The organism is Delftia sp. BGA-UO-ETr-SB1 (genome assembly GCF_059567865.1).
Genome location: NZ_JCAQOW010000004.1, coordinates 758358 through 782623, shown reverse-complemented (window position 1 = coordinate 782623; position 24266 = coordinate 758358). Strand labels below are relative to the sequence as shown.

Annotated in this window: 19 protein-coding genes; 4 read left to right on the top strand and 15 right to left on the bottom strand. The window is 68.6% G+C overall.

Annotated features, from left to right (window positions below):
* Window positions 1-28: 28 nt before the first annotated feature.
* The 3 genes from AC57B5_RS03960 to AC57B5_RS03950 form a co-directional block, all read right to left on the bottom strand.
* Entirely contained in the window at window positions 29-2389 is a 2361-nt protein-coding gene (locus AC57B5_RS03960; RefSeq protein WP_043820880.1) for a Tex family protein, read from the bottom strand.
* A gap of 179 nt (window positions 2390-2568) precedes the next feature.
* Window positions 2569-4305: a multicopper oxidase family protein gene (locus AC57B5_RS03955; RefSeq protein ID WP_496398784.1), complete on the bottom strand. Its 1737-nt coding sequence runs from the start codon at window positions 4303-4305 to the stop codon at window positions 2569-2571.
* 23 nt (window positions 4306-4328) lie between these two features.
* Window positions 4329-5456, bottom strand: coding sequence for an RCC1 domain-containing protein (locus tag AC57B5_RS03950; protein WP_496398783.1), 1128 nt, complete (start codon window positions 5454-5456; stop codon window positions 4329-4331).
* Between the two features lie 297 nt (window positions 5457-5753).
* On the opposite strand from AC57B5_RS03950, the gene AC57B5_RS03945 reads away from it, so the two are divergent.
* On the top strand, window positions 5754-6866 hold the full coding sequence (locus AC57B5_RS03945; protein WP_496398782.1) for a DUF72 domain-containing protein: 1113 nt from the start codon (window positions 5754-5756) through the stop codon (window positions 6864-6866).
* On the opposite strand, the gene AC57B5_RS03940 is transcribed toward AC57B5_RS03945, so the two are convergent.
* The 6 genes from AC57B5_RS03940 to AC57B5_RS03915 form a co-directional block, all read right to left on the bottom strand.
* Window positions 6851-7180 (bottom strand): antibiotic biosynthesis monooxygenase family protein, encoded by a 330-nt coding sequence (locus AC57B5_RS03940; RefSeq protein ID WP_099752420.1) that lies wholly within the window; start codon window positions 7178-7180, stop codon window positions 6851-6853. The two genes, AC57B5_RS03945 and AC57B5_RS03940, sit on opposite strands and share 16 nt — an antisense overlap.
* A gap of 50 nt (window positions 7181-7230) precedes the next feature.
* On the bottom strand, window positions 7231-8700 hold the full coding sequence (locus tag AC57B5_RS03935; protein ID WP_496398781.1) for an efflux transporter outer membrane subunit: 1470 nt from the start codon (window positions 8698-8700) through the stop codon (window positions 7231-7233).
* The gene (locus tag AC57B5_RS03930; protein WP_043820874.1) at window positions 8697-11894 is read right to left on the bottom strand and encodes an efflux RND transporter permease subunit; all 3198 of its coding nucleotides are present in this window, start codon (window positions 11892-11894) and stop codon (window positions 8697-8699) included. The genes AC57B5_RS03935 and AC57B5_RS03930 overlap by 4 nt, the downstream gene beginning before the upstream one ends.
* 18 nt (window positions 11895-11912) lie before the next feature.
* A complete protein-coding gene (locus AC57B5_RS03925) occupies window positions 11913-13289 on the bottom strand; it encodes an efflux RND transporter periplasmic adaptor subunit (RefSeq protein WP_496398780.1) in 1377 nt (458 codons plus the stop codon).
* Window positions 13290-13455: 166 nt separating this feature from the next.
* Window positions 13456-14880, bottom strand: a complete 1425-nt coding sequence (locus tag AC57B5_RS03920) for an MFS transporter (protein WP_043820870.1) — start codon at window positions 14878-14880, stop codon at window positions 13456-13458.
* Window positions 14877-16112, bottom strand: a complete 1236-nt coding sequence (locus tag AC57B5_RS03915) for a multidrug effflux MFS transporter (RefSeq protein WP_013802722.1) — start codon at window positions 16110-16112, stop codon at window positions 14877-14879. The genes AC57B5_RS03920 and AC57B5_RS03915 overlap by 4 nt, the downstream gene beginning before the upstream one ends.
* Window positions 16113-16332: 220 nt before the next feature.
* Between AC57B5_RS03915 and AC57B5_RS03910 the strand changes: the two genes are divergently transcribed.
* Window positions 16333-17043, top strand: a complete 711-nt coding sequence (locus AC57B5_RS03910; protein ID WP_496398779.1) for an Lcl C-terminal domain-containing protein — start codon at window positions 16333-16335, stop codon at window positions 17041-17043.
* 3 nt (window positions 17044-17046) lie between these two features.
* On the opposite strand, the gene AC57B5_RS03905 is transcribed toward AC57B5_RS03910, so the two are convergent.
* From AC57B5_RS03905 to AC57B5_RS03885, 5 genes are all read right to left on the bottom strand, one after another.
* Window positions 17047-17952 carry an SDR family oxidoreductase gene (locus tag AC57B5_RS03905; protein ID WP_013802724.1) on the bottom strand — a complete coding sequence of 302 codons (906 nt, stop codon included), beginning with the start codon at window positions 17950-17952 and terminating at the stop codon, window positions 17047-17049.
* 28 nt (window positions 17953-17980) lie between these two features.
* Complete coding sequence (locus AC57B5_RS03900; protein WP_013802725.1) at window positions 17981-18997, bottom strand: NADP-dependent oxidoreductase; 1017 nt, start codon at window positions 18995-18997, stop codon at window positions 17981-17983.
* 98 nt (window positions 18998-19095) lie between these two features.
* Window positions 19096-19518 (bottom strand): PaaI family thioesterase, encoded by a 423-nt coding sequence (locus AC57B5_RS03895; protein WP_016446794.1) that lies wholly within the window; start codon window positions 19516-19518, stop codon window positions 19096-19098.
* A gap of 118 nt (window positions 19519-19636) precedes the next feature.
* Entirely contained in the window at window positions 19637-20428 is a 792-nt protein-coding gene (locus AC57B5_RS03890; protein WP_012205198.1) for an SDR family oxidoreductase, read from the bottom strand.
* A gap of 137 nt (window positions 20429-20565) precedes the next feature.
* Complete coding sequence (locus tag AC57B5_RS03885; RefSeq protein ID WP_313233916.1) at window positions 20566-21285, bottom strand: methylated-DNA--[protein]-cysteine S-methyltransferase; 720 nt, start codon at window positions 21283-21285, stop codon at window positions 20566-20568.
* A 164-nt stretch (window positions 21286-21449) separates the two neighbouring features.
* Here AC57B5_RS03885 and AC57B5_RS03880 point away from each other — a divergent pair, with 164 nt between their 5' ends.
* Entirely contained in the window at window positions 21450-21764 is a 315-nt protein-coding gene (locus AC57B5_RS03880; RefSeq protein WP_013802728.1) for a hypothetical protein, read from the top strand.
* Window positions 21765-21940: 176 nt separating this feature from the next.
* Window positions 21941-22900 (top strand): class I SAM-dependent methyltransferase, encoded by a 960-nt coding sequence (locus tag AC57B5_RS03875; protein ID WP_043820865.1) that lies wholly within the window; start codon window positions 21941-21943, stop codon window positions 22898-22900.
* Here AC57B5_RS03875 and eno read toward each other — a convergent pair.
* Window positions 22855-24180: a phosphopyruvate hydratase gene (gene eno / locus AC57B5_RS03870; protein ID WP_496398778.1), complete on the bottom strand. Its 1326-nt coding sequence runs from the start codon at window positions 24178-24180 to the stop codon at window positions 22855-22857. The two genes, AC57B5_RS03875 and eno, sit on opposite strands and share 46 nt — an antisense overlap.
* Window positions 24181-24266: the final 86 nt, after the last annotated feature.

Sequence of the window (24266 nt, the reverse complement as noted above, 5' to 3'; positions counted from 1 at the left end):
CGCGTTTCCTGCCTTGCCCTGCCCGGCCTTACTTGCGGGTCTGCAGCTTGGCGAAGGCCGAGGCCATGGCCGACTGCTGCGCCGGCTCGGGCGCGCGGCGCTGGCCGCCCTGATGGCCCTGGCTGCCCCGGCCTGCGCTCTCGAAGCGGTTGTCACGGGGGCCGTCGCGGCGCGCGGGCGCCGCATCCAGCTTCATGGTCAGGCTGATGCGCTTGCGCGCCACATCGACCTCCAGCACCTTGACCTTGACGATCTGGCCGGTCTTGACGACCTCGCGCGCGTCCTCGATGAACTTGTGGCTCATCTGGCTGACGTGGACCAGGCCGTCCTGGTGCACGCCCAGGTCCACGAAGGCGCCGAACTGGGCCACGTTGCTGACCGTGCCCTCCAGCGTCATGCCTTCCTTGAGGTCCTTGATGTCTTCCACGCCGTCATTGAAGCGGGCGACGACGAAGTCCGGGCGCGGATCGCGGCCGGGCTTTTCCAGCTCGCCCAGGATGTCCTTGATAGTGATGGCACCGAACTGCTCGTTCACGAACTGCTCGGCCTTCAGGCCCTTGAGCACCTCGGAGCGGCCCATGAGCTGGTCCACGCTCTTGCCCGTGGTGGCAATGATGCGTTCGACCACGGGATAGGTTTCCGGGTGCACACCTGTCATGTCCAGCGGGTTGTCGCCGCCGCGGATGCGCAGAAAGCCTGCGGACTGCTCGAAGGTCTTGGCGCCCAGGCCGGCCACGTCCATCAGCTGCTTGCGGCTCTTGAAGGAGCCGTTGGCATCGCGCCAGCGCACCACCGACTTGGCCACGCTGCCCGACAGGCCCGAGACGCGCGACAGCAGCGGCGCCGAGGCCGTGTTCAGGTCCACGCCCACGGAGTTCACGCAGTCCTCGACCACGGCGTCGAGCTGGCGCGCCAGCTCGCTTTGGTTCACGTCGTGCTGGTACTGGCCCACGCCAATGCTCTTGGGGTCGATCTTGACCAGCTCGGCCAGCGGGTCCTGCAGGCGGCGCGCAATGCTGGCGGCGCCGCGCAGGCTCACGTCCACGTCGGGCATTTCCTGCGAGGCGAACTCGCTGGCGGAATACACGGAAGCGCCGGCCTCGCTGACCACGACCTTCTCGATCTGGCGGTCGGCCTTGCTGGCGATCTTGATCAGGTCGGCCGCCAGCTTGTCCGTCTCGCGGCTGGCCGTGCCGTTGCCGATGGCAATCAGGTTGATCTGGTGCTTTTCGACCAGGCGGGCCAGCACGGCCAGGGAGCCGTCCCAGTCGCGGCGCGGCTCATGCGGGTAGATGGTGGTGGTGTCCACCAGCTTGCCCGTGCTGTCCACCACGGCCACCTTGACACCCGTGCGGATGCCCGGGTCCAGGCCGATGACGGCGCGCTGGCCCGCAGGCGCGGCCAGCAGCAGGTCGCGCAGGTTGTCGCCAAAGACCTTGATGGCCACCTTCTCGGCGTCTTCGCGCAGGCGCGAGAACAGGTCCCGCTCGGTGGACAGGCTCAGCTTGACGCGCCAGGTCCAGGCCACGCACTTGCGGATCAGGTCGTCGCTGGCGCGCTTGGCGTGGCTCCAGCCCAGGTGCAGGGCGATCTTGCCTTCGGCCAGGCTGGGCTGGCCGGGCTCGGGCTCCACGGGAAGAACCAGCTTGGCTTCGAGGATTTCCAGCGCGCGGCCGCGGAACACGGCCAGGGCGCGGTGCGAGGGCACGCGGCCAATCGGTTCGTCGTACTCGAAATAGTCGCGGAACTTGGCGACCTCGGGGTCGTTCTCGTTCTTGGCCTCGATCTTCTTGGAGCGCAGCAGGCCGTCTTCCCACAGCCATTCGCGCAGCTTCTGCACCAGCGCCGGGTCTTCGGCCCAGCGCTCGGACAGGATGTCGCGCACGCCGTCGAGCACGGCGAAGGTGGTGGAGAAATCGGGGCCCGGCTTGCCGTCGTCCAGGGTGGTGGCGGGCTTGCAGAAGGCCTCGGCCTCCTTGTGCGGGTCCAGCGTGGGGTCGGCAAACAGCTTGTCGGCCAGCGGCTCGATGCCGAATTCCTTGGCAATCTGGCCCTTGGTGCGGCGCTTTTGCTTGAAGGGCAGGTAGATGTCCTCCAGCTCCTGCTTGGTCGGCGCATTGGCAATGGCCAGGCGCAGCGCATCGGTCAGCTTGCCCTGCTCGTCGATGGCCTTGAGCACCGTGCCCCGGCGGTCTTCCAGCTCGCGCAGATAGCCCAGGCGTTCGTCGAGCTGGCGCAATTGCGCGTCGTCCAGGCCGCCGGTCACTTCCTTGCGGTAGCGGGCGACGAACGGAACCGTGGCTCCGCCATCAAGCAATTCGACCGCAGCACCCACTTGCTGCGGCTTGACATTCAGTTCTGCGGCGATTTGGCCAATGATTTTTTGCATTCGAGAGGCGCCCCGTGGCGTGGAATCCGGAAAGCGGCCAAGTGTGCCACACGCGATTCGGGCCGGGCCGCTCACGGCCCGCCCGCAAATGCAAGCATTTCTTGCAGGCCAATGAATTCAAGGGCTTGCAACATGAAGCCGGAAGGGCGCGGGAATGGCCGATAGGACAAGCCCGGCTTTCAGGGCCGCACATCCACGATCTGCATCATTCCCAGGTCCTCATGGTCCAGCGCATGGCAATGCCAGACGAACTTGCCGTGGAAATCCGCGAACCGCATGCGAAAGGTGATGCTGCCCTTGGTGACCCCCGCCGCCCCGCTGCTGCCCGTGCCCGGTGGCACGGGCAGGGTGTCGGCCCAGAACGGCGTCACCGGCGCGCCGTTGACCCTGACCACATAGCAATCGTTGACGTGGATGTGAAAGGGATGCGGGTAGCCGTTGTAGTTGTAGACCGTCCACTCCTCCACCGCATTGAAGGGCACGGTCTGCACAGGCGTGAGGCTGGAATGGATGGGCGACATGCCCAGCGGCATGGCCTCGGTGCCCACCGCAAACACCGATCGGTTGCCGCCCACCTTCAGCACCCAGCTCTCGCCGGCCGGCATGGGCGCCAGGGCCGGGTCGCGCACGCCCTTGTCCTCGTCGTCGGCCAGCACGGCCAGGCGCAGGACGCGCTGCACGCCTCCATGGCTGGCCAGTTCGGCATCGGTGATGGGCGTGTAGTCGCCGGGCCGGCGCAGCAGGGCCGGGTCGGGCACGCGGGCCTGCACGGGCTCGCCCTGCACCACCACCCGGGCCAGCACCTCCTCGAAGGGCTCGTTGCCGCTTGGCCGGTGAAAGGACGGGCACGCGGCCGCGCGCAGGAAATACTCGCCCGGCGCCATCGATGCCTGCACCATCATGGACAGGCGCCCGCCCGGGTAGATGTAGTTGCCGGGCCAGTCGCGCATGTCCAGCGGCTGCCCGGCCGTCTGCCGGCTCAGCGGCCGGTAGATGCCGCCGTAATGGTTGCCGTCGCGGCCATAGACATTCATCACATGCCCGTCGAGCACGGGATGCAGCGGGTAGAACGACGAAGGATTGACGATGTGCCAGTGCTGCACCTCGCCGGGCCGCATCACGATGGTGGGCTGGTAGGCGCCGTTGAGCAAAAAGGCGCCGGCCGGATTCTCCATCGAGTCTTCCAGCGTATCGGTGCGGCCCTTGGCGTTGACGGTGAGCTTGTGGGCGAACAGCACGCGCTCGCGCATGTTCACGCTGGCACGGAACGGGTCCTGCGCATCGGCCACGATGATGGCGCCGAACATGCCGCTGGAGACCTGGGCATTGGTGGCGCCGTGCAGATGCGGGTGGTACCAGTAGATGCCGCAACTGTGGTCGTCGGGCAGATGGATCTCGTGGTAGCGCGTGGCGCCGGGCGCGATGCCGGCATCCGGCCCGTCCACCACGTAGTCGCCAAACACGCCGGGCCGTATCTCGCGCGGGTCCACGTGCAGGCCGTGGAAATGCATGTTGGTGCTGTTCTGGTGGTTGAGCAGCGCCCAGTCCGAGCCCTGGGGCGAGGCCGGCAGCTGGTTGTGCACCCACATCTTCAGCGTGTCGCCGGGGCGCAGCCACAGCGTGGGCGCCGTGTATCGCCCATTGAAGCTGCGCAGCTCCAGACGCCGCCCGGGCTGCCGAACGGCCGGATAGCGGGCCCAGCGCGCGATGTCGCTGTCCGGCAGGTCCATGTCCATGGACGCATAGCCCACGTTCAGGTGCAGCTCCAGCACGCCGTTGACGGAGCGCAGCGCCTGCGGTTCGGGCAGATCGTCGCGCGGCCCGCCTCCACCGCCGCAGCCGGGCAGCACGGCGCCCGCCGTCAGCAGGGCGCCCCATTGCAGCAGCGCCCTGCGGTTCAGGCCCGGGGCTGGCATTGACTGTTCCTGTTGCAGGTGCTTCACAGGGCCTCCTTTGCCGTGCCGGCGATTGCGTTGGTTTCGGTCAGGTCATTGAGGGCGTGCAAGGCCAGCGCATGGGGGCGGGACTGGGCCTGGGCCCCGTCCTCGCCCTGGCAGGCGCCATGGCGGTTGTCGCCCCAGGCCCAGCAGCGCCCGCCGCGCTCCAGGGCCAGCACATGCGTGCCGCCCACGCTGATCTGCTGCACCGCCGCCAGGCCGGGCACGGCGTGAAAGCCCGCGCGGGGTACCGCATCGCCCTGGCCCAGCTGGCCCAGGCCATTCCAGCCCCAGGCCAGCACCTGCCCGCCCTGCGTGGTCGCCGCCGAAAAATGCAGGCCCGCCGCCAGACTGCTGAGGCGCCCAGGCACGGCAATGCGCACGGGGCCGGGACTGTAGGCCGCCTGCAGCCCCTGGTCCAGCTGGCCCTGGTGGTTGGAGCCCCAGCCCCACAGCCGCCCCTTCTCATCCAGCGCCAGGCTGTGCGTGGCCCCTGCCGCCACCGCCACCACGGCCGCAGCGCCCTGCGGCAGCACCACGCGCTGCGCACGGCTGCGCTGAACCAGATCTCCCTGCCCCAGTTGGCCAGCCGCATTGGCGCCCCAGGACCAGACCTGCCCCCTGGCGTCCAGCGCCAGCGCATGGCCCATGCCCACGGACACGTTGCGCACGGAGGGCAGGCCCTGCACGCGCTGCGCACCGGGCATGGCATCCGACCATCCCCAGAGTGCGCCTTCGCGATCCTGCACATAGGCCTGCTGCTCACCCGCCCAGATGCGCCGCACCCCGGCATCCGGCCGGCCCAAGGCCAAAGGCCTGGGCACGGCGCCCGCGGCATCGCGGACCTGGGGCGCAACGGCATAGGCCTGGCCATCCGCCCAGGCCAGCAGCGAATGGCCCGCGTCCACCAGCCCCTCCCAACGCGTGCCACGGGGGCTCAGGCGCTGGGGCACGGGCTGGGAAAAGCTGCGGTGGCCGATGCGCGTGGCATCGGGCGCACAGACCTCGGCAGCGTCCACGCCTTCGGGCAGGGTGCGCAACACCTCCAGATTGCCCCAGGCGAATACGCCCTCCGATGTGATGAGCACGGACCGCTGCGGGCCCGCCACTACCTGTTCTATGGTCAGCATCACCCTCTCCTTTGCGTGTTTTGCGTGTTTCGCGTGTCTTGGGGCACCCCGACACGGCGGTACAGCTGCCCGTGAGGTGTCAGTGCGGATTGTTCAAAGGAAGCGGGTGGGTGGCAATCACTGAAAACTGTGATTCCTCAAGAGCGCCTTAGGCTCTGTCAATCGATCCCGCCCCAGGCCTGCGACGCGGCATTGGCCTCCAGGCACATCGCCAGTGCGGCCGGGGCCTGCGTGGCCTGAGTGCCTACGCGGGCTGCGCTGGCGCAGCGGCATCATGGACAATCCATGCTCCAGCCCATGCAAGACGATCTGTTTGGCGCGCCGCCCTCACCGCCGCCCTCCCCACCCTCTTCAGCCCCGGTCCCGCCCGCCGCCAGCGCGGCGCCTGGCGGCCGCACACCGGCACCGCGCAAGGCCGCCGGCGCCGTACAACTTGCGCCCCAGGCCCTGCAGTGGCAGACGCTGGCGGACCAGCTTCCGCAGGGCTTGCGCATGGGGGTCTCCACCTGGTCCTACCCGGGCTGGGAAGGTCTGATCTGGGATGGCGCCTATGACAAAAGCGTGCTCGCCAAGAAGGGACTGGAGGCCTATGCCCGGCATCCGCTGATGCGCACGGTCTGCGTGGACCGCAGCTTCTGGAGGCCGTTGACGGCCAGCCAGTACCTGGCCTTCGCGAGCCAGGTGCCGGCCGATTTCCGCTTCGTGGTCAAGTGCCCTTCGGTGGTCACCGATGCGCAGGTCCGCGACGAGGATGGCAAGGGCATGTCGCTGAACCCCGTGTTCCTTCAACCCGATCTGGCCGTGACCAGCTTCGTCGAGCCCACGCTCGAAGGGCTGGGCGATCAGCTCGGCGTGCTGGTGTTCCAGCTCAGTCCCATGACCTGGGGCCTGCTGAGCCGTCCCACCGAACTGCTGGCGCGGCTTCAGGCCATGCTGGACGCGGTGCGAGCGGCGCTGGCCGCCCATCCGCTGGGCGCACAGATCATCGTGGCGGTGGAGGTGCGCGACCCGGAGCTTTTGACGCCCGAGCTGGCGGACACGCTGCTCGCTGCAGGCGCCACCTTCTGCCTGGGGCTGCACGGCAAGATGCCGCCCATCGAAGAGCAATTGGTTTTTCTGCGGCGGCTGTGGCCCAGCCCCCTGGTCTGCCGCTGGAACCTGAACCGCGAGTTCGGGGCCTACGGCTACCCCGATGCGCAAACCAAGCACGATCCCTTTGACGAGATCCGCACGCCCGATGTGCACACGCGCTCCATCCTCGCCAAGACCATCGATGGCATCACCAGCCGCGGGCTGCCCGCCTTCGTGACGGTGAGCAACGATGCCGAAGGCTGCGCGCCGCGCTCCATCGCGCTGCTGGCCGAGGCCGTGGTGCAAGCGGAGGCGGCCCGGATTCAGCGCTTGCCGTAGGCGCGCTCCACGCGGGCCACGCGCAACTCATAGTGCTCGTACCAGGCGTCCTTGCCCAGTTGCTGGGCGACCAGGTGCTCGGCATCCTGCTTCCAGCGCGCAATGGATTCGGCCGTGGACCAGTACGACACGGTGATGCCGAAACCGTCCTCGCCGCGCGTGCTTTCCGCACCCAGAAATCCGTGCTGCTGCGCGGCCAGGTCCACCATGCGCTGGGCCATGAGGCCGTAGCCATCATCGTCGTCACGCGTCCTGCGCGACGAGAAGATGACGGCGTAGTAAGGCGGCTCGGGGGTGTTGGCAAAGGGGCTCATCGTGGTCGGGGCGGCATGTTCTGCGGGACCGCGCAATACACCACCCGCGCTCAGGAATTCGCCGGTGCCGAGGCGGATGACGCCTGCACCTGCTCGCCGCCCAGCACCTTCCACAGCGTGACGCGGTTGAGCTGCTCGGACAGGCGCAGGCCGATCAGGGTCTGCTGGGCCGTGTAGAGGCTGCGCTGCGCATCCAGCACGGTCAGGTAGTTGTCCACGCCGGCCTTGAAGCGGGCCTCCGACAGGTCGAAGGCCTTTTGCGTGGCGGCGACCATGCTGGTCTGGGCGGCCAGGCGCTCGTCCCACTGCGCGCGGTCGGCCAGCACGTCGGCGGTTTCGCGGAAGGCCGTCTGTACGGCCTTCTCGTACTGGGCGATGGCGATGCGCTGGTTGGCCTCGGCCACCTGCACGCCCGCACGGTTGCGGCCACCGTCGAAGATGGGCAGGCGCACCAGGGGGATGAAGCTCCAGGTGCTGCTGCTGCCGCCAAAGAGGCCATCGAGCTCGCGGCTGCCCGAGCCCACGCTGGCCGTGAGGCTGATGGTGGGGAACATGGCAGCGCGTGCGGCGCCGATGTTGGCCTCCATGGCGCGCAGGTTGTTCTCGGCGGCCTGGATGTCGGGGCGCACCAGCAGCACGCTGGAGGGCAAGGGCGCCGGCACGGGCTGCAGCGCGGCCGCGGGCCGGGCATCGGCGCGCAGCGTGGCGGCGCCGGGCAGCAGGGCCTCGGGCAGCGGGCCGCCCACCAGCAATTGCAGGGCGTTGCGGTCACGCTCCACCTGGGAGGTGAAGCTGGCCACATCGCCGCGCGCCGTGTCCACCGTGGTCTGGTTCTGGGCCAGCACCAGGCCCGATGTGGAGCCAAGCTCGTGCATGCGCCGCGTCAGCTCATAGGCCTTCTCGCGGCTGGCCAGGGTGTCGCGCGCCAGCTGCAGGCGGGCCTGGTCGGCCGCCAGCGTAAGCCAGCCGTTGGCCACATCGGCCACCAGGCCGATCTGCACATTGCGCCGGTTCTGCTCGCTTTGCAGGAACTGCTGCAGCGCCGCCTCGCTGAGGTTGCGCACGCGGCCCCACAGGTCGATCTCATAGCTGGCAAAGCCCAGCTGGGCCGTGTACTGGGTGCTGACCGAGGCCGCCTGGGTGGCGCTGGTCATGCCGGCGGCCGTGCGCGCACGGCTGGCCTGGGCCTGGGCGGTTACGCTGGGCAGCAGGTCGGCGCGCGTGATGCCGTACTGGGCACGCGCGCGCTCGATGCTTTCCACGGCCACGCGCAGGTCGCGGTTGTTGGCCAGGGCCAGCGCAATGACCTCGCGCAGCTGCTGGGACTGCACCCAGCCCAGCGCGGCAGCGGCCTGCAGGCTGGCCTCGTCGGCCTGGGCCGGCGTTGCGGCCGTGCTGCCCACGGTATCGGGCACGGGCATGTCGGGCGTGCGGTGCTGCGGCGCGAGGTTGCAGCCGGTCAGCAGCGCCGCCAGCGCCGCCGCTGCGGCCAGTGCGGAGACATTCGTTGGGCGCCTCATGCTGCGCTCTCCTTTGCGGTATGCGGTGAATCAGGTGATCCGGCAGTGGGCTGGGGCGCGTCGTCCTCGGTGCGCGAATGGCTCTTGAACCAGCTGCGGATCAGCAGGAAGAACACGGGCACCAGGAAGATGCCCAGCACCGTGGAGGCCAGCATGCCGCCGAGCACGGCCGTGCCGATGGCATTGCGCCCGCCCGCGCCGGCCCCCGTGCCGATGGCCAGCGGAATGACGCCGAAGCCGAAGGCCAGCGAGGTCATCAAGATGGGACGCAGGCGCAGGCGCACGGCCGAGACCACGGCGTCGAAGATGCTCTTGCCCTGCTCCTGCAGCTGCACCGCGAATTCCACGATCAGGATGGCGTTCTTGGACGCCAGGCCCACCGTGGTCAGCAGGCCCACCTGGAAGTACACGTCGTTGGTCAATCCGCGCGTATAGGTGGCGGCCAGCGCGCCCACCACGCCCAGCGGCACGGCCAGCATCACCGACAGCGGCACGGTCCAGCTTTCGTACAGCGCCGCCAGGCACAGGAACACGAAGAGGATGGAGATGGCGTACAGCAGCGGCGCCTGGGCGCCGGACTGGCGCTCCTGCAGCGAGGCGCCGGTCCACTCGTAGCCTATGCCGGCCGGCAGGGTGCGCAGGATGTCCTCCACGATCTGCATGGCCGTTCCGGAACTGACGCCGGAGGCGGCGCGGCCTTCCATTTCGTAGGCCGGGTTGCCGTTGTAGCGCATGAGCTGGGGAGAGCCATAGGCCCAGTAGCTGCTGGAGAACGAACTGAACGGCACCATCTCGCCCTTGGCGTTGCGCACCGTCCATTTGGCGATGTCCTGGGGCAGCATGCGGTGCGGCGCATCGCCCTGGATGTAGACGCGCTTGACGCGCTCGTTGTTCAGGAAGTCGTTGACATAGGTGCCGCCCATGGCGCTGGACAGCACGCTGTTGATGTCGGTGTACGACAGGCCCAGTGCGGCGGCCTTGCGGTCGTCGATGTCCAGGCGCAGCTCGCTGGCGTCTTCCAGGTTGGTCATGCGCAGATTGGTGAGCTCGGGGCGCTTGCGGGCCTCGGTCAGGAATTTCTCCTTGGCCTCCAGCAGCGCCTGGTGGCCCAGGCCGTTCATGTCCTTGATCATGAAGTTGAAGCCCGAGCTGGAGCCCAGGCCGCGCACGGCCGGCGGCAGCACGACCAGCACGCGCGCATCGCGGATGGCGGACAGGTCTTTGGTCGCGCGGTGCGCGATCTCGGAGGCCGACTGGCCGGGCAGCGGACGCTCCTCCCAGGTCTTCAGCCGCACGAAGGCGCGTGCCGAGGCCTGGTCGCCGTTCAGGCCCGAGACCTGGTAGAAGCTCACCACGTCGGGCTGCTTGGCAAAGTAGTCGCGCACCTCGTCGAGCACGCCCTGCAGCCGCGTATCGGCCGCGCCCGAAGGCAGGTTGATGTTGACGAAGACGAAGCCCTGGTCCTCGTCCGGCAGGAAGGAAGTGGGCAGGCGCGCCATCAGCAGCCAGACCACGCCGCAGACGGCCAGGAAGATCAGCATCATGCGCTTGGCGCGGCGCAGCGAGTAGGCCACCGTGCCCTGGTAGCGCGCGGCCGTGGCGTCGAAATGGTGGTTGAACCAGCGGAAGAACCGGTCATTCACCCCCAGGATGCCGCTGCGGATGGGGCGGTCATGCCCTGCCCCGCCCCCTGCGGGCGGCTTGAGCAGCGTGGCGCACAGCGCAGGCGTCAGCGTCAGCGCCACGAACACCGACAGCGCCATGGCCGCGACGATGGTGATGGAGAACTGCCGGTAGATCACGCCCGTGGAGCCGCCGAAGAAGGCCATGGGCACGAACACGGCCGACAGCGTCACGCCGATGCCCACCAGGGCCGGCGTGATCTCGCGCATGGACTGGCGCGTGGCCTGCTTGGGCGACATGCCCGTCTCGTGCATCACGCGCTCGACGTTCTCCACCACGACGATGGCATCGTCCACCAGCAGGCCGATGGCCAGCACCATGGCGAACATGGTCAGCGTATTGATCGAGTACCCGGCTAGCGACAGCACGCCGAAGGTGCCCAGCAGCACCACGGGCACGGCGATGGCGGGGATCATCGTGGCGCGGAAGTTCTGCAGGAAGATGAACATCACGATGACCACGAGGATCATGGCCTCGCCCAGCGCGCTGACCACTTCCTTGATGGAGGCGCGCACGAAGGGCGTGGAGTCCGAGCTGACGAAGTAGTCGATCTCGTTGGGAAAGAACGGCTTGAGCTCGGCCAGCTTGGCGGCGATGGTGTCGGCCACCTGCATGGCATTGGCGCCATCGGCCAGCACGATGCCCATGCCGGCGCCGGGCAGTCCGTTGAGCTTGGCCTTGATGGTCAGGTTGTCGGCGCCCAGCTCCACGCGGGCCACGTCCTTCATGAGCACCACCGAGCCGTCCAGCGAGGACTTGAGCACGATATCTTCGAACTGCTCCACCGTCTTGAGCTTGGTGCGCGCCGTGATGGTGGCGTTGAGCTGCTGGTCGGAGACGGCGGGCAGCGCGCCCAGCTGGCCGGCCGAGACCTGGGCGTTCTGCGAGTTCAGCGCATTGACCAGGTCCGACGGCATCAACGCGTACTTCTCCATCTTGGCCGGGTCCATCCAGATGCGCATCGCATAGTTGGTACCGAAGACGTTGACATCGCCCACGCCGTCGAGGCGGCCGATCACATCGACCAGGTTGCTGGTCAGGTAGTCGCCGATGTCGACCGCGGTCATGGCCGGGTCCTTGGAGAAGAAGCTGTAGGTGACCAGGAAGTCCTGGCCGCCCTTGTTCACGAACACGCCCCGGCTCTTGACGGCGTCGGGCAGGCGGTTCACGGCGGACTGCAGCTTGTTTTGCACCTGCACCTGGGCCACGTCGATGTTGGTGCCCGGCGCAAAGGTCAGCGTGGTGCGCGCACGGCCCGAGGCGTCGGACGTGGAGCTCATGTAGAGCATGTTGTCGATGCCCTTGAGCTGCTGCTCGATGATCTGGGTCACCGAGTTCTCGACCGTCTCGGCCGAGGCGCCCGTGTACTGCGCACCGATGGTCACGCGCGGCGGCGCGATGTCGGGGTATTGCTCCAGCGGCAGCGTGAAGATGGACAGCGCGCCGCCCAGCATGATGACGATGGCGATGACCCACGCGAAGATGGGCCGGTTGATGAAGAACTGAGCCATGTGACGGGTTCCTGCGGCTTAGCCGGCGGCCGGAGCAGGAGCCGCTGCGGGTGCAGGAGCTGGAGCAGGAGCTGTAGCAGGCGCCTTGTCCGCAGCGCCAGGTGCTGCCGGCCCTTCGGCCGGCTTGCCCTTGCGGGCCTGGGCCTTGGCGCGCAGGTCCACCTCCACGGCGCGCACCTTGTCGCCGGGCTTAATGCGCTGGAAGCCATCGACCACCACGCGTTCGCCGGCCGACAGGCCGTCCTGCAGCAGCCACATATTGCCCACGGCGCGGTCGATGTTCACGGGCCTGCGCTCGATCACGTCGTCGGCCTTGGCCACCAGCACGCTGGCCTTGCCGGTCAGGTCGCGCGTCACCGACTGCTGGGGCACCAGCAGCGCCTCGGGCGCCAAGCCCGTGGGCAGCAGCGCCTGCACATACATGCCCGGCATGAGAACGCCCTGCGGGTTGGGCACCACGGCGCGCAGCGTCACGCTGCCCGTGGTGGCATTGACGATCACGCCGGCAAACTGCAGCTTGCCCTGGTGGCTGTAGTCCGTGCCATCGTCCAGGCGGATGCGCACGGCCACCTTGTCGCCCTCCACCTTCTGGAAGCGCCCGGCATCCCAGTCGCGCTTGAGCTGCAGCAGCTCGCTGGTGGACTGGGTGAAGTCCACATACATGGGGTCCAGCTGCACGATGGAGGTCAGCGCCTCGGTCTGGTTGGCGGTGACCAGCGCGCCCGGCGTCACCGTGGACAGGCTGATGCGCCCGCTGATGGGCGCCTCGATGCGGCTGTACTTGAGGTTGATGCGCGCGGTCTCCAGATTGGCCTTGGCCACGGCCACGTCAGAGCGCGACTGGGCGGCGGCGGCCTGGCTTTCCTCGAAGGCCTGCTGGCTGATGGCATCGATCTTGACCAGCTCGGCGTTGCGCCGCGCCGTGGCCTCCAGCGTGCGGGCGCTGGCCTCCGACTTGGCAACGGCCGCCTGGGCGCTGGCCTCGGTGGCGCGCAGCGAGGCCGCGTCGATCTGGTAGAGCTGCTGGCCCTGGCGCACCAGGGCGCCCTCGGTGAACAAACGCTTTTGCACGATGCCCGATACCTGGGGCCGCACCTCGGCGGTCAGCGAGGCGCGCGTGCGGCCCGGCAGCGTGGCGTCCAGCTGCTGGCTCTGCTTTTGCAGCGTGACCACGCCCACCTCGGTCGCGGCCTTGGCCGTGGCGGCAGGTGCGGCATCCTTCTTGGAGCAGGCCGCAAGGCTTGCGGCCAGCGCCAGTGCGCACAGCACGGCGGTGCCGATGCGCCGGCCACCGGCCGGCGAGGCGGAAGCTTGTACGTCGTGCCCTGCGCCGGGCTGGGAATCGGAAGGCGCCGCAAGGCGCGGGCTCGGCGAAAAGGGCACGTCAGAAATCATGGGAGCAGCGAAGTCGTTGGGGGCATCGCACGATTGTGCAGTGCCCATATTTCTTGTTTGTAAAGCGGATGGCATGCCACCGAAATCTCCTGGCAAGTCCATCCAGGATGATGCATGTGTCGGAGCGCGCCGACACATGCAAGTTCAATGCCATTTACAGGCCTGTTCAGTGCTTAGGCACGGGTGCCGTGCGCACGCGCAGCAGGCTGAACACGCCCGCCATGGCCGCAAAGCAGCCCGCCACGGCCAGGGCCACGATTTCGGCATGGCCGCCATGCCCGCCCGCGAAGGTGAAGATGGTGGCCAGCACCACGGCGCCCAGGGTCTGCCCCGTGAGCCGCGCCGAACTCAGCATGCCGCCGGCCGCGCCGCTGCGTGCCAGGGGCGCCGTGGTCACGATGGTGTGGTTGTTGGGCGACTGGTACAGCGCAAAGCCGCTGCCCGCCAGCAGCATGCGCCAGACCATGTCCACGGTCGAAGGCGCATCGGGCATGGCCGCCAGCGCCCACAGCCCGCAGGCGAACATGGCCATGCCGATGCCGCCCAGCAGCCCGTCCGCATAGCGGCCGATGAGCCGGCCCGCGATGGGCGCCGTCAGCACCGTGGCCAGCGGCCAGGCCGTGATCAGCAGCCCGGCCTCGATGGGCGACATGCCGTGCGACTCCAGCAGCAGGAACGGCAGCGCCAGGTAGGCCAGCATCTGCGCGCAAAAGGCGCTGACCGATCCGCACATGGACAGCGCAAACACCGGAATGCGCAGCAGGTCCACCGGCAGCAGCGGCGCGGGCAGGCGCCACTGGCGGCGCACATACCAGGCGCCCACCAGCAGGCCCGCGCCCAGCAGCCACCAGCCCGAAGGCAGGGAAGAATCGGCACCGCCGGCGCGCACGCCCAGCTGCTCGCCGCCCAGGAAGATCAGGCTGAACATGAGGATGTTGAGCAGCACATCCAGCGGCGACAGCCGCGCCCCTGCATGGCCGGCCACGGCATTGGCAGGCAGCGCGCGGCGCCCCAGCCACAGCGTGAACAGGCCCAGCGGCAGATTGGCCGCAAACAGCCAGGGCCAGCTGGCCACCGACAGAATCGCCGCCGCCACCGAGGGCCCGGCCATGGATGCCGTCGCCACCACCAGCGAATTCACGGCCATGCCCCGCCCCAGCAGGGCACGCGGATAGATCAGCCGCACCAGGGCGGCGTTGACGCTCATCACGCCCGCAGCGCCCAGGCCCTGCAGCGCCCGCGCCGCCACCAGCGTGGGCAGCGACGTGGCCAGCATGGCCGCCAGCGAGGCCAGGGAGAACACCAGCATGCCCACCAGATACACGCGGCGGTAGCCCAGGCGTTCGCCCAGGGCCGCCAGCGGCAGCAGCAGCACCAGGCTGGCAAGCTGGTAGGAATTGACCACCCACAGCGTATGGGCCGAGCTGGCCTGCAGCTCGCGCGCCATGGCCGGCAGTGCCAGATTGACCAGGGTGCTGTCCAGCACCGACAGCGTCAGCCCCAGGATGATGACCAGCATCGCCTGGCCGCGAGGGCCTGACGGAAGTCCATCGTGGACAGGCGCAGCCTCTGCCGCGGGTGCCAGGCTCATGAATGGTCCTTTGCGCCCACGCGATGGGCACGCGCACCACCCAGCGTGATCCAGGCCAGGGCCACACCGATCAGCGCGCCCGTGGCCATGCCCACCACCATGGGCAGGGGCTTGCCCGTGGAGAACAGGCCCACGATCTGCATGGCCGCAGCGCCCGACAGCATCTGCAGCGTACCCAGCAGCGCCGAGGCCGTGCCGGCAATGGCGCCGTGCTCCTCCAGCGCCAGCACCGAGGTCGTCGGAATCACCAGCCCCATCAGCGCGCTGGCCACGAAGTACAGGCCGATCAGCACGGCCAGCCGCTCACCGCCCAGCAGGTAGTACGACAGCAGCGACAGCATCACCAGGCCCGAGCCGGTGGCCGCCACCTTGACCACGCGCACCAGCCCGAAGCGCTGGCCCAGCCAGCCCGTGAACTGCGCCGCGCCGATGAAGGCGATGGCGTTCAGCCCGAAGGCCAGGCTGTACTGGGTGGAGCTCAGTCCGTAGTAATTGATCAGCACAAAGGGGGAGCCAGCCAGGTAGACGAAAAAGCCCGCCATGGCGCAGCCGCCGATGAAGACCAGGCCCAGGTAATGCCAGTCGCGCAGCAGCACGCCGTAGGCGCGCAGTGCGCCGGCCACGCTGCTGTCCAGCCGCGCGGCGGCCCCGCGCGTTTCCTTCAGGCCCATGAACACGGCCACCAGGCCGATCACGGCCGCCACGGCCACGGCCCAGAACACGCCGCGCCAGCTGCTGACGGCGATCACGCCGCTGCCGGCCAGCGGCGCCAGGATGGGAGAGACGCTGAACACCAGCATCAGCAGCGACATCATGCGGGCCGCCGCGTGGCCGGTGTGCAGGTCGCGCACCACGGCGCGCGGCACGGCCATGCCGGCGGCCGCGCCCAGGCCCTGGATGAAGCGCAGCACCACCAGGGTCTCGATGCTGGTGGCCATGGCGCAGCCCACGCTGGCCAGCGCGAACACGGTCAGGCCAAAGTAAAGCGGCGGCTTGCGCCCCACCATGTCCGAGACCGGCCCGTACAGCAGCTGGCCCACGCCCAGCGAGAGGAAGAAGGCCGTCAGGCTGGCCTGCACCGCGCCCACCTGGGCACCCAGGCTGCTGCCGATCTGGGGCAGCGCGGGCAGGTACATGTCGATGGCAAACGGACCGATGGCCGAGAGCAGGCCCAGGATCAGCACCAGGCGCAGTGTGTGGGAATCAGGGGAAGCGGGAGAAGAGGAAGGCATAGACGCAGACATAGACGCGCCATTGTGGCGGCAAGCGCGCGGGGCTGCAGGAGGCTGCTCACATTTCCTGGGCATGCAGCCCCGCGTACCTGGCGGTGGCGGCTTGCCGTGGCACAAATTCAGAAGCCCGCAATCCTGTTACGCTCTGAAACGAGATTGCCACCCGAGAGGCCAACCCACCTTTTCATCGCTGCAACTGCCATCGCCACTGCAACACACCATGCGCCCATCCCTGCCTTCCCTTCCACCGGCCCTGAATGCATTGCCAGGGCCCCTGCTCGCCGCCCTGCTGCTGGGTGCCTGCACGCTGGGTTCTGCCCAGGCAGCGCAGCGAGAGACACAGCAGGAGGCACAGCGCGGCCCCAGGCCCGGCGCCGCTCCTGTGCTGGAAGTATCAGAAGACGGCCGCGACGTGATTGACCGGCGCGCCCGCCTGCTGTGGCCGCGCTGCGTGGAAGGCATGCAGTGGAATGGCAAGACCTGCACGGGCCTGCCTGAGCTGTTCACGCACAAGCAGGCGCAGGCCCTGGCCGCCGAGCGGGCCAAGCAGGACGGCGTGCGCTGGCGGCTGCCGCGCGTCAACGAGATGCGCCGGCTGATCTCGCGCGATATACGGCCGCAAGGCCTGTCGCCCGAGCTGTTTCCGGGCGCGCCGCGCGGCTGGCACTGGACGGGCACGGCAGCGGTGAACGCGCGGCCCGTCAATCCCTACAACTACAGCAACATCTCGGGCAGCGCCGGTACGCAGCTGTCGGCCCAGCAGGCCTGGGCGATTGACCTCGACAGCCTGGAGACGCGGCCCGACATGGGGCGCGGCAACCAGCTCATGGTGCGGCTGGTGCGGCCCCTGCCCTCCGCGCCGCCCGATGACAAGGCCGAGGCTCCCGCCAGGCCGGCCCCCCACAGGCCGGACCCGGACGAGGAGGACTGACGCTCAGGCCGCGCGCAGCGAGGCCTTCAAGCTGGCGCCCAGTTCGGGCTTGTGCGCGAACGGATCGGTGGGATTGCGCCCTTGCACCACATCCTCCATGCGGGTCTGGACCGAGCCCAGCGCCTGCGGATGGCTGTAGATGTAGAACTGGTTGGCCGCAATGGCGTCGAAGACCTTCTGCGCCACATCGGGGGCCGTGACCTTGCCCGAGCCCACGGCCTTCTCGCTCATGGCCTGGCCGATCTTCTGGCTGGCCGTCAGCGGCTGGGCGGCCAGATGGCTGGGCCGGTTGCGCTCGCTGTGGCTGATGCCCGTGGGCACGAAGAAGGGGCACAGCACGCTGGCGCTGATCTGGTCGGAGACCAGGGCCAGGTCCTGGTACAGCGTCTCGGTCAGGCTCACCACGGCATGCTTGCTGACGTTGTAGATGCCCATGTTGGGCGGCGCCAGCAGGCCGGCCATGCTGGCCGTGTTGACGATGTGGCCCTCGAAGGACGGGTCGGCCTTGGCCGCCTCCAGCATCATGGGCGTGAACAGCCGCACGCCGTGGATCACGCCCCAGAGGTTGACGCCCAGCACCCACTGCCAATCTTCCAGCGTGTTCTCCCAGACCAGCCCGCCCGCGCCCACGCCTGCGTTGTTGAACACGAAGTGCGGCGCGCCGAACTGCTGGCGCACCTCATCGGCCAGGGCCTGCATCTGGGCTGCGTCGGACACATCCACGCGGCGTGCCAGCACGCGCACGCCCTGCCCTTCGAACTCGGCGGCGGCCCTGTCCAGCGCTTCCTGCTGCACATCGACCAGCACCAGGTTCATGCCCAGCTTCGCGCCGATGCGCGCGCACTCCAGGCCGAAGCCCGAGCCCGCGCCCGTCAGCACCGCCGTCTTGCCCTTGAAGTTCTTGATCATTCCCTTGTCTCCTGGTTTTTGTGGTGGTTCAGATCAATTTGACGAGTTGCTTTCCAAAGTTCTTGCCCTTGAGCAGACCCAGGAAAGCGGAAGGTGCGGAGGCAATGCCTTCGGCAATGCTCTCGCGCGGGCGCAGCTTGCCGGTGCCCACCAGACGGCCCAGTTCCTGCAGCGCCTCGGGCCAGACTTCCATGTGCTCGCTGACGATGAAGCCTTCGATGCGGATGCGGTTGATCAGGATGAGCGCGGGATTGGTCATGGGCAGCGGCGTGCCGTCGTAGCCGGCGATCATTCCGCACAGCGCGATGCGCGCAAAGGCGTTGGTGCGCAGCAGCACGGCGTCGAGGATGTAGCCGCCCACGTTCTCGAAGTAGCCGTCGATGCCCTGCGGGCAGGCGTCCTTGAGCGCCTTGGCCATGGTCTTGGTGTCGGGGTGCTCGCGGTAGTCGATGCAGGCGTCGAAGCCCAGCTCCTCGGTGGCGTAGCGGCACTTCTCGGGGCCGCCCGCAATGCCCACCACGCGGCAGCCGCGTGCCTTGGCCAGGGCCGCGAAGGCGCTGCCCACGGCGCCCGTGGCGGCGCTGACCACCACGGTCTCGCCGGCCTTGGGGGCGATGATCTTCACCAGGCCGTACCAGGCCGTCACGCCGGGCATGCCCACGGCGCCCAGGTAGTGCGACAGCGGCACGTGGGTGGTGTCCACCTTGCGCAGCATGCCGGGCGCATCGCCATCGACCACGCTGTATTCCTGCCAGCCGCCCATGCCCACGACCTTGTCGCCGACCGCAAACTTGGGATGACGGCTTTCCACCACCTCGCCCACGGTGCCGCCGATCATCACCTCGCCCAGCGGCTGCGGCTGGGCGTAGCTCTTGCTGTCATTCATGCGGCCGCGCATGTAGGGGTCCAGGCTCAGGTAGTGGTGGCGCACCAGGACCTGGCCTTCGGCCAGCGCCGGGGTCTCGGTCTTGGCAAGGCGGAAATTGCTTTCCACGGCTTCGCCCTCGGGGCGGTTGTCGAGCAGGATCTGCTGGTTCACGGGCATGGGAAAACCTCCGGTGGCATCACAAACAATGGAACCAGTTCCCGGTGCTGCCGGGGCTGGCGTGTGGCATTGGGTATCTGGCAGATTCGCCGTGCGGATCAGTCCGTGGCGAGGGTTGTCTCGGCGGCGGCCGGCTTGGCCACGCGCGGCATGTACTTGAACGTTCCGGTCGCATGGCTGCACAGCCGGCCCGAGGCATCGAACACGCGCGCCTCGGTGTAGGCCATGGAACGCGTGCGGTGCAGCACCACGCCCTTGGCCACCAGGGGGCCGCGCGCCGGCTGCATGAAGCTGGTCTTCATCTCTATGGTCACGCAGCCCATGTCGCGCTGCAGGCTGCGCGCGGCCACAGCCATGGTCACGTCCAGCAGGGTCATGGTGGCGCCGCCGTGGGTCACGTCAAAGGTGTTCAGGTGCTCGGGACGCGCCTCGAAGCGCAGTTCGGACTCCCCGTCCTCCATGCGGTGCAGGGTGAAACCCAGGTGGTCGACGAAGGGGATGGGGTGGCCAAAATCCAGCACGAAATTCTCCAGTTCAGATCGCAATGCAGGCGAGCATAAGGGCGCCCGAAGGCACCATGGCGCGCGGCGGCCCGATCTGCGGGAAAAACTGTCACCTCGGCAGCAGCGCCGCTGCGGCTCAACCGCCCACCAGGGCGCTGACGCCGCCGTCCACGGCCACCCACTGGCCCGTGATGTGCTTGCCCGCGTCGCTGGCGTACAGCAGGGTCAGTCCCTTGAGGTCCTCGTCGTCGCCCAGGCGGCGCAGCGGGGCATGGGATTTCATTTCATCCTCGCCCAGGGTCTCGATCAGCACGCTGGCCATCTTGGTCTTGAAGAAGCCCGGGCAGATGGCGTTGACGTTGATGCCGTGCACGCCCCACTCGCCGGCCAGCGCGCGCGTGAAGTTGATGACGGCACCCTTGGAGGTGTTGTAGGCAATGGTCTTCATGCCCAGCGGGTTGCCGCCCAGCCCTGCGATGGAGGCCAGGTTGATGATGCGCCCGGTCTTGCGCGGGATCATGCTGCGCCGCGCGATCTGCTGGCTCAGCAGGAAGTAGCCGCGCACGTTGAGGTTCATCACCTTGTCCCAGGCGGCCACCGGGTGCTCCTCGGCCGGCGCGCCCCAGCTGGCGCCTGCGTTGTTGATGAGGATGTCCACCTGGCCCAGGCGCTCCAGGGTCTCGGCGGCCAGGCGCTCGATGTCGGCCTCGTTGGCGCAGTCCGCGGCGATCCAGCGGGCGTCGATGCCTGCGGCCTGCAGCTCGGCAGCGGCTTCCTCCAGGTCGGCGGCCTTGCGCGAACTCAGCATGATCCTGGCGCCCGCCTCGCCCAGCGCATGGGCCATTTGCAGGCCCAGGCCGCGCGAGCCGCCGGTCACCAGGGCCGTCTTGCCGGTGAGGTCGAAAAGTTGCTGCACATTGCGAGTCATTCGTCTGTCTCCTGCGCCGGGTCTTGTGTTCCGGTCATGGTTGGAATGGAGGGCGGCCATCCCCAAGCGGAACAGCCTGCAGCGGCGATTGTGCAAGCCGCCCCGCCGTGCCGCATGTCACATGCGTGTCCGGCCCGTCAATCCCCGAACAACGAGCGCGTGCCGCCCCAGGCCGCGCCCTCGATCTCCAGCATGCGCAGCTTGGTCAGCGCGCCGCCGCCGCCCGAGAAACCGCCCGGCTGGGCGCCGGCAGCCAGCACGCGGTGGCAGGGAATCACGGGCGCAAAAGGGTTGAGGCCCAGCGCCTGCCCGACGGCGCGCGAAAGGCCCACCTCGCCCAACTCGCGCGCGATCTCGCCATAGGTGCGCGTATGGCCGGGCGCAATGGCGCGCGTCAGGTCATAGACGCGGCGGTGAAAGTCCGACACGCCGTGCCAGTCCAGCGCCAGCCCGGCCAGATCCGGCAGTGCCTCGCCTGCGGGCAGCATGCGCCGTGATCGCAGATCGGGCAGCACCGGGCCGTCACGCAACTGCTGTGCGCTGGGCGCGGAAGGCTCCAAGGTCCATTCGCCATGGCCCGCCATGAGCACCTGCACGCCGGCGATGGCCTGTGCCACGCTGGCCGGCAGGTCCTCGGCCCGCGCCGCTGCGGCGTAGCTGCCCGGTCTGCGCAATTGCACGCCGCGCAGCATGCGCGTGCGCGTGGCGGCCGGGCCGTCCACCTCGGGCAACTGAAAGGCCACCAGGCCGCAGGCGCCCCAGGCCACGCCGCAGGGCCCCACGCGCGTGGCAAACAGCGCGTGGCCCGTGGCTTCGGGGTCCCAGGCCGGGCAGCCCGTGGTCGATTCATTCGTCATGGCGATGGCTTTCTCCTTGCAGGCGATTGTGGCCGCATGGCTGCAGCCGCTGCCCGGCAGCGACCCCACCGGGATAACACTGTAAAAAAACACCGGAAAAATACTGGATGTGCAGCCAGTTAATACTGTATATTTCGCCAGTCATCATCCTCATCTCGTGAACCATGGACATGCAAGAAGCCGCCTTCACCGTCACCTTGTGTGACTACCCCAACCTGCCCGAGCAGGAACGCAACAAGGCCGAGGCACGCTATGCCCGCGTGCTCGAACGCCAGCTCGGCAGCGCCGAGCAGGTCAGTGAAACCCTGTACCTGGTAGAGGGCCTGGAAGACACGCCCCCTGAAGAAATCAGCGACGACGCCAAGCTCGCCTTCGCCCGCTGGATGAAGGCTGCGCGCGCCGCCACCGAGGCCGGCATGCAGGGCCTGGGCGACGGCGAATGCAGTTTCTTCGAGGTGCGGCGCGGCTGGCGGCATTGAGCCTGCCCGCAGCACCGCTGAATGGGGCCTGAAACCAGGTTTGCCCGGGTTTGCCTGGGCTGGGCCCCAAACTGCATACACTGGCAGACCTTTTCGTCGACCCCTGCCTGGAACCATACGGTCCCATACGGTTCCACCCGGCACACCCGGCGCCCCTGCCAGATCCAGCCTCTCCCATGCAAGCCCTGCTCGACGCCATCGCCCGGATGGCCCTGCCCTCCGACGCCCAACGCATCTTCCACGGCCGTGGCGGCCTGTACCCGGGCTGCGAGCATCTGGTGCTCGATGCCTTCCCGCCCGTGCTGGTGCTCACCAGCTTCCAGCCGCTGGACGATGACGCCCTGGCCGCCATCGGCACAGCGCTGTCACTGCGCTGGAGCGAACTGGCACCGGACCAGCCCCTGAACTGGGTCTACCAGCTGCGCCAGCCCGCCGCGCCCGCCGAAACGCGGCTCATGGCCGGCGAGGTGCCGGACCCCCACATCGTCACCGAGGCCGGCACGCGCTACCGCGTGCAGGTGCTGCGCGGCCAGAACCACGGCCTGTTCCTGGACATGGCCGAAGGCCGGCGCTGGGTGCACGCGCATGTCGCCAACCATCCCGAGCACCGCCACGGCATCAAGGTGCTCAACCTGTTCGCCTATACCTGCGCCTTTTCGGTGGTGGCCCTGCAGGCCGGGGCGCGCCATGTGATGAACATGGACATGGCCCAGGGCGCGCTGGCCACGGGCCAGCAGAACCACCGGCTCAACGATCTGTCGGGCGCCAGCTTCCTGGCCCACGACATCTTCAGCAGCTGGGGCAAGATCACGCGCGGCGGGCCCTACCACCTGATCGTGGTGGACCCGCCCAGCTACCAGAAGGGCAGCTTCGTCGCCACCAAGGACTATGCCCGCCTGATGCGCCGCCTGCCCGACCTGCTGCGCCCCGGCGGCCATGTGCTGCTGTGCCTGAACGCGCCCGAGATGGGCACGCAGTTCCTGACATCGCAGATGCAGGAAGTGGCGCCCGAGCTGGAATTCGTCGAGCGCCTGGCCAATCCGGCCACCTTCGCCGACATCGACGCCGAGCGCAGTCTCAAGGTGCTGGTCTACAGGGCACCCGCAACATCCGCAGCGGCCGACACGGCTTCCTGACCCGCCCGGCCCTTGAGCGCACGGCGCCCCGCATAGACGGCGGCCGGGCCCAGTTCGCGCTCGATGCGCAACAGCCGGTTGTACTTGGCCGTGCGGTCGGCGCGCGACAGCGAGCCGGTCTTGATCATGGCGCACTGGGCCGCCACGGCCAGGTCGGCAATGCTGGTGTCCTCGGTCTCGCCCGAGCGGTGCGACATCACCACGCCGTAGCCGGCGCCATGCGCCAGGCGCAGCACGTCCCAGGTCTCGGTCAGCGTGCCGATCTGGTTGATCTTGACCAGGATGGCGTTGCCCACGCCCCGGGCAATGCCGCCCTCGAACAGGCCGGGGTTCGTGCAGAACACATCGTCGCCCACCAGCTGGCAGCGTCCGCCCAGGCGCCGGCCCAGGGCCTGCCAGCCCTCGATATCGTCCTCGGCCATGCCGTCCTCGATGGAGACGATGGGGTAGTGCTCCACCAGTTGCGCCAGGTAGTCCACCTGCTGCTGGCGGCTGCGCACCAGGCCCTCGCCCGCGTAGCGGTAGCCGTCCTCGCCATGGAATTCACTGGCGGCAGGGTCCAGGGCCAGGGCGATGTCCCTGCCGGGGCGCAGGCCGGCGCGCTCGATGGCGGCCATCAGGTGGTCCAGCGCCTCGGGCGCGCTGCGCAGGGCGGGCGCAAATCCGCCCTCGTCGCCCACGTTGACGCTGTGGCCTGCGGACTTGAGGGCATGGCGCAGCGTGTGGAAGACCTCGGCGCCCATGCGCAGCGCCTCTCCGAAGCTGTCCGCCCCCACCGGCAGCAGCATGAACTCCTGGAAGTCCAGCGGATTGTCGGCATGGGCGCCGCCGTTGATGACATTGATCATGGGCACGGGCAGCAGGCGCGCCTGGGCACCGCCCATGTGCCGCCACAGCGGCATGCGCTGGCTGGCCGCCGCCGCGCGGGCCACGGCCAGCGACACGCCCAGCAGCGCGTTGGCGCCCAGCCGGCTTTTGCCGGGCGTGCCGTCCAGCGCCATCATGGCCGTGTCGATGCAGCCCTGGGCGTCGGCCCGCATGCCGCGCAGCAGATCGCGCAGCTCGGTGTTGACGGCCTGCACCGCCCCCAGCACGCCCTTGCCAAGGTGGCGCGAGGCATCGCCGTCGCGCCGCTCCAGCGCCTCGTGCCGCCCCGTGGAAGCGCCCGAGGGCACCAGGGCCAGGCCGCGCGCGCCGTCCTCCAGTTCGACCTCGACCTCCACGGTGGGGTGGCCCCGGCTGTCCAGCGCCTCATGGGCCGCGATATCGGTGATCTGCATGGAAACTCCTTTTCGTCAAGAAATTGAACTGCGCAAAGGAGCAGGCAAGCCTGCACAACTCCAATGAACAGGCCTCCATGCTAGAA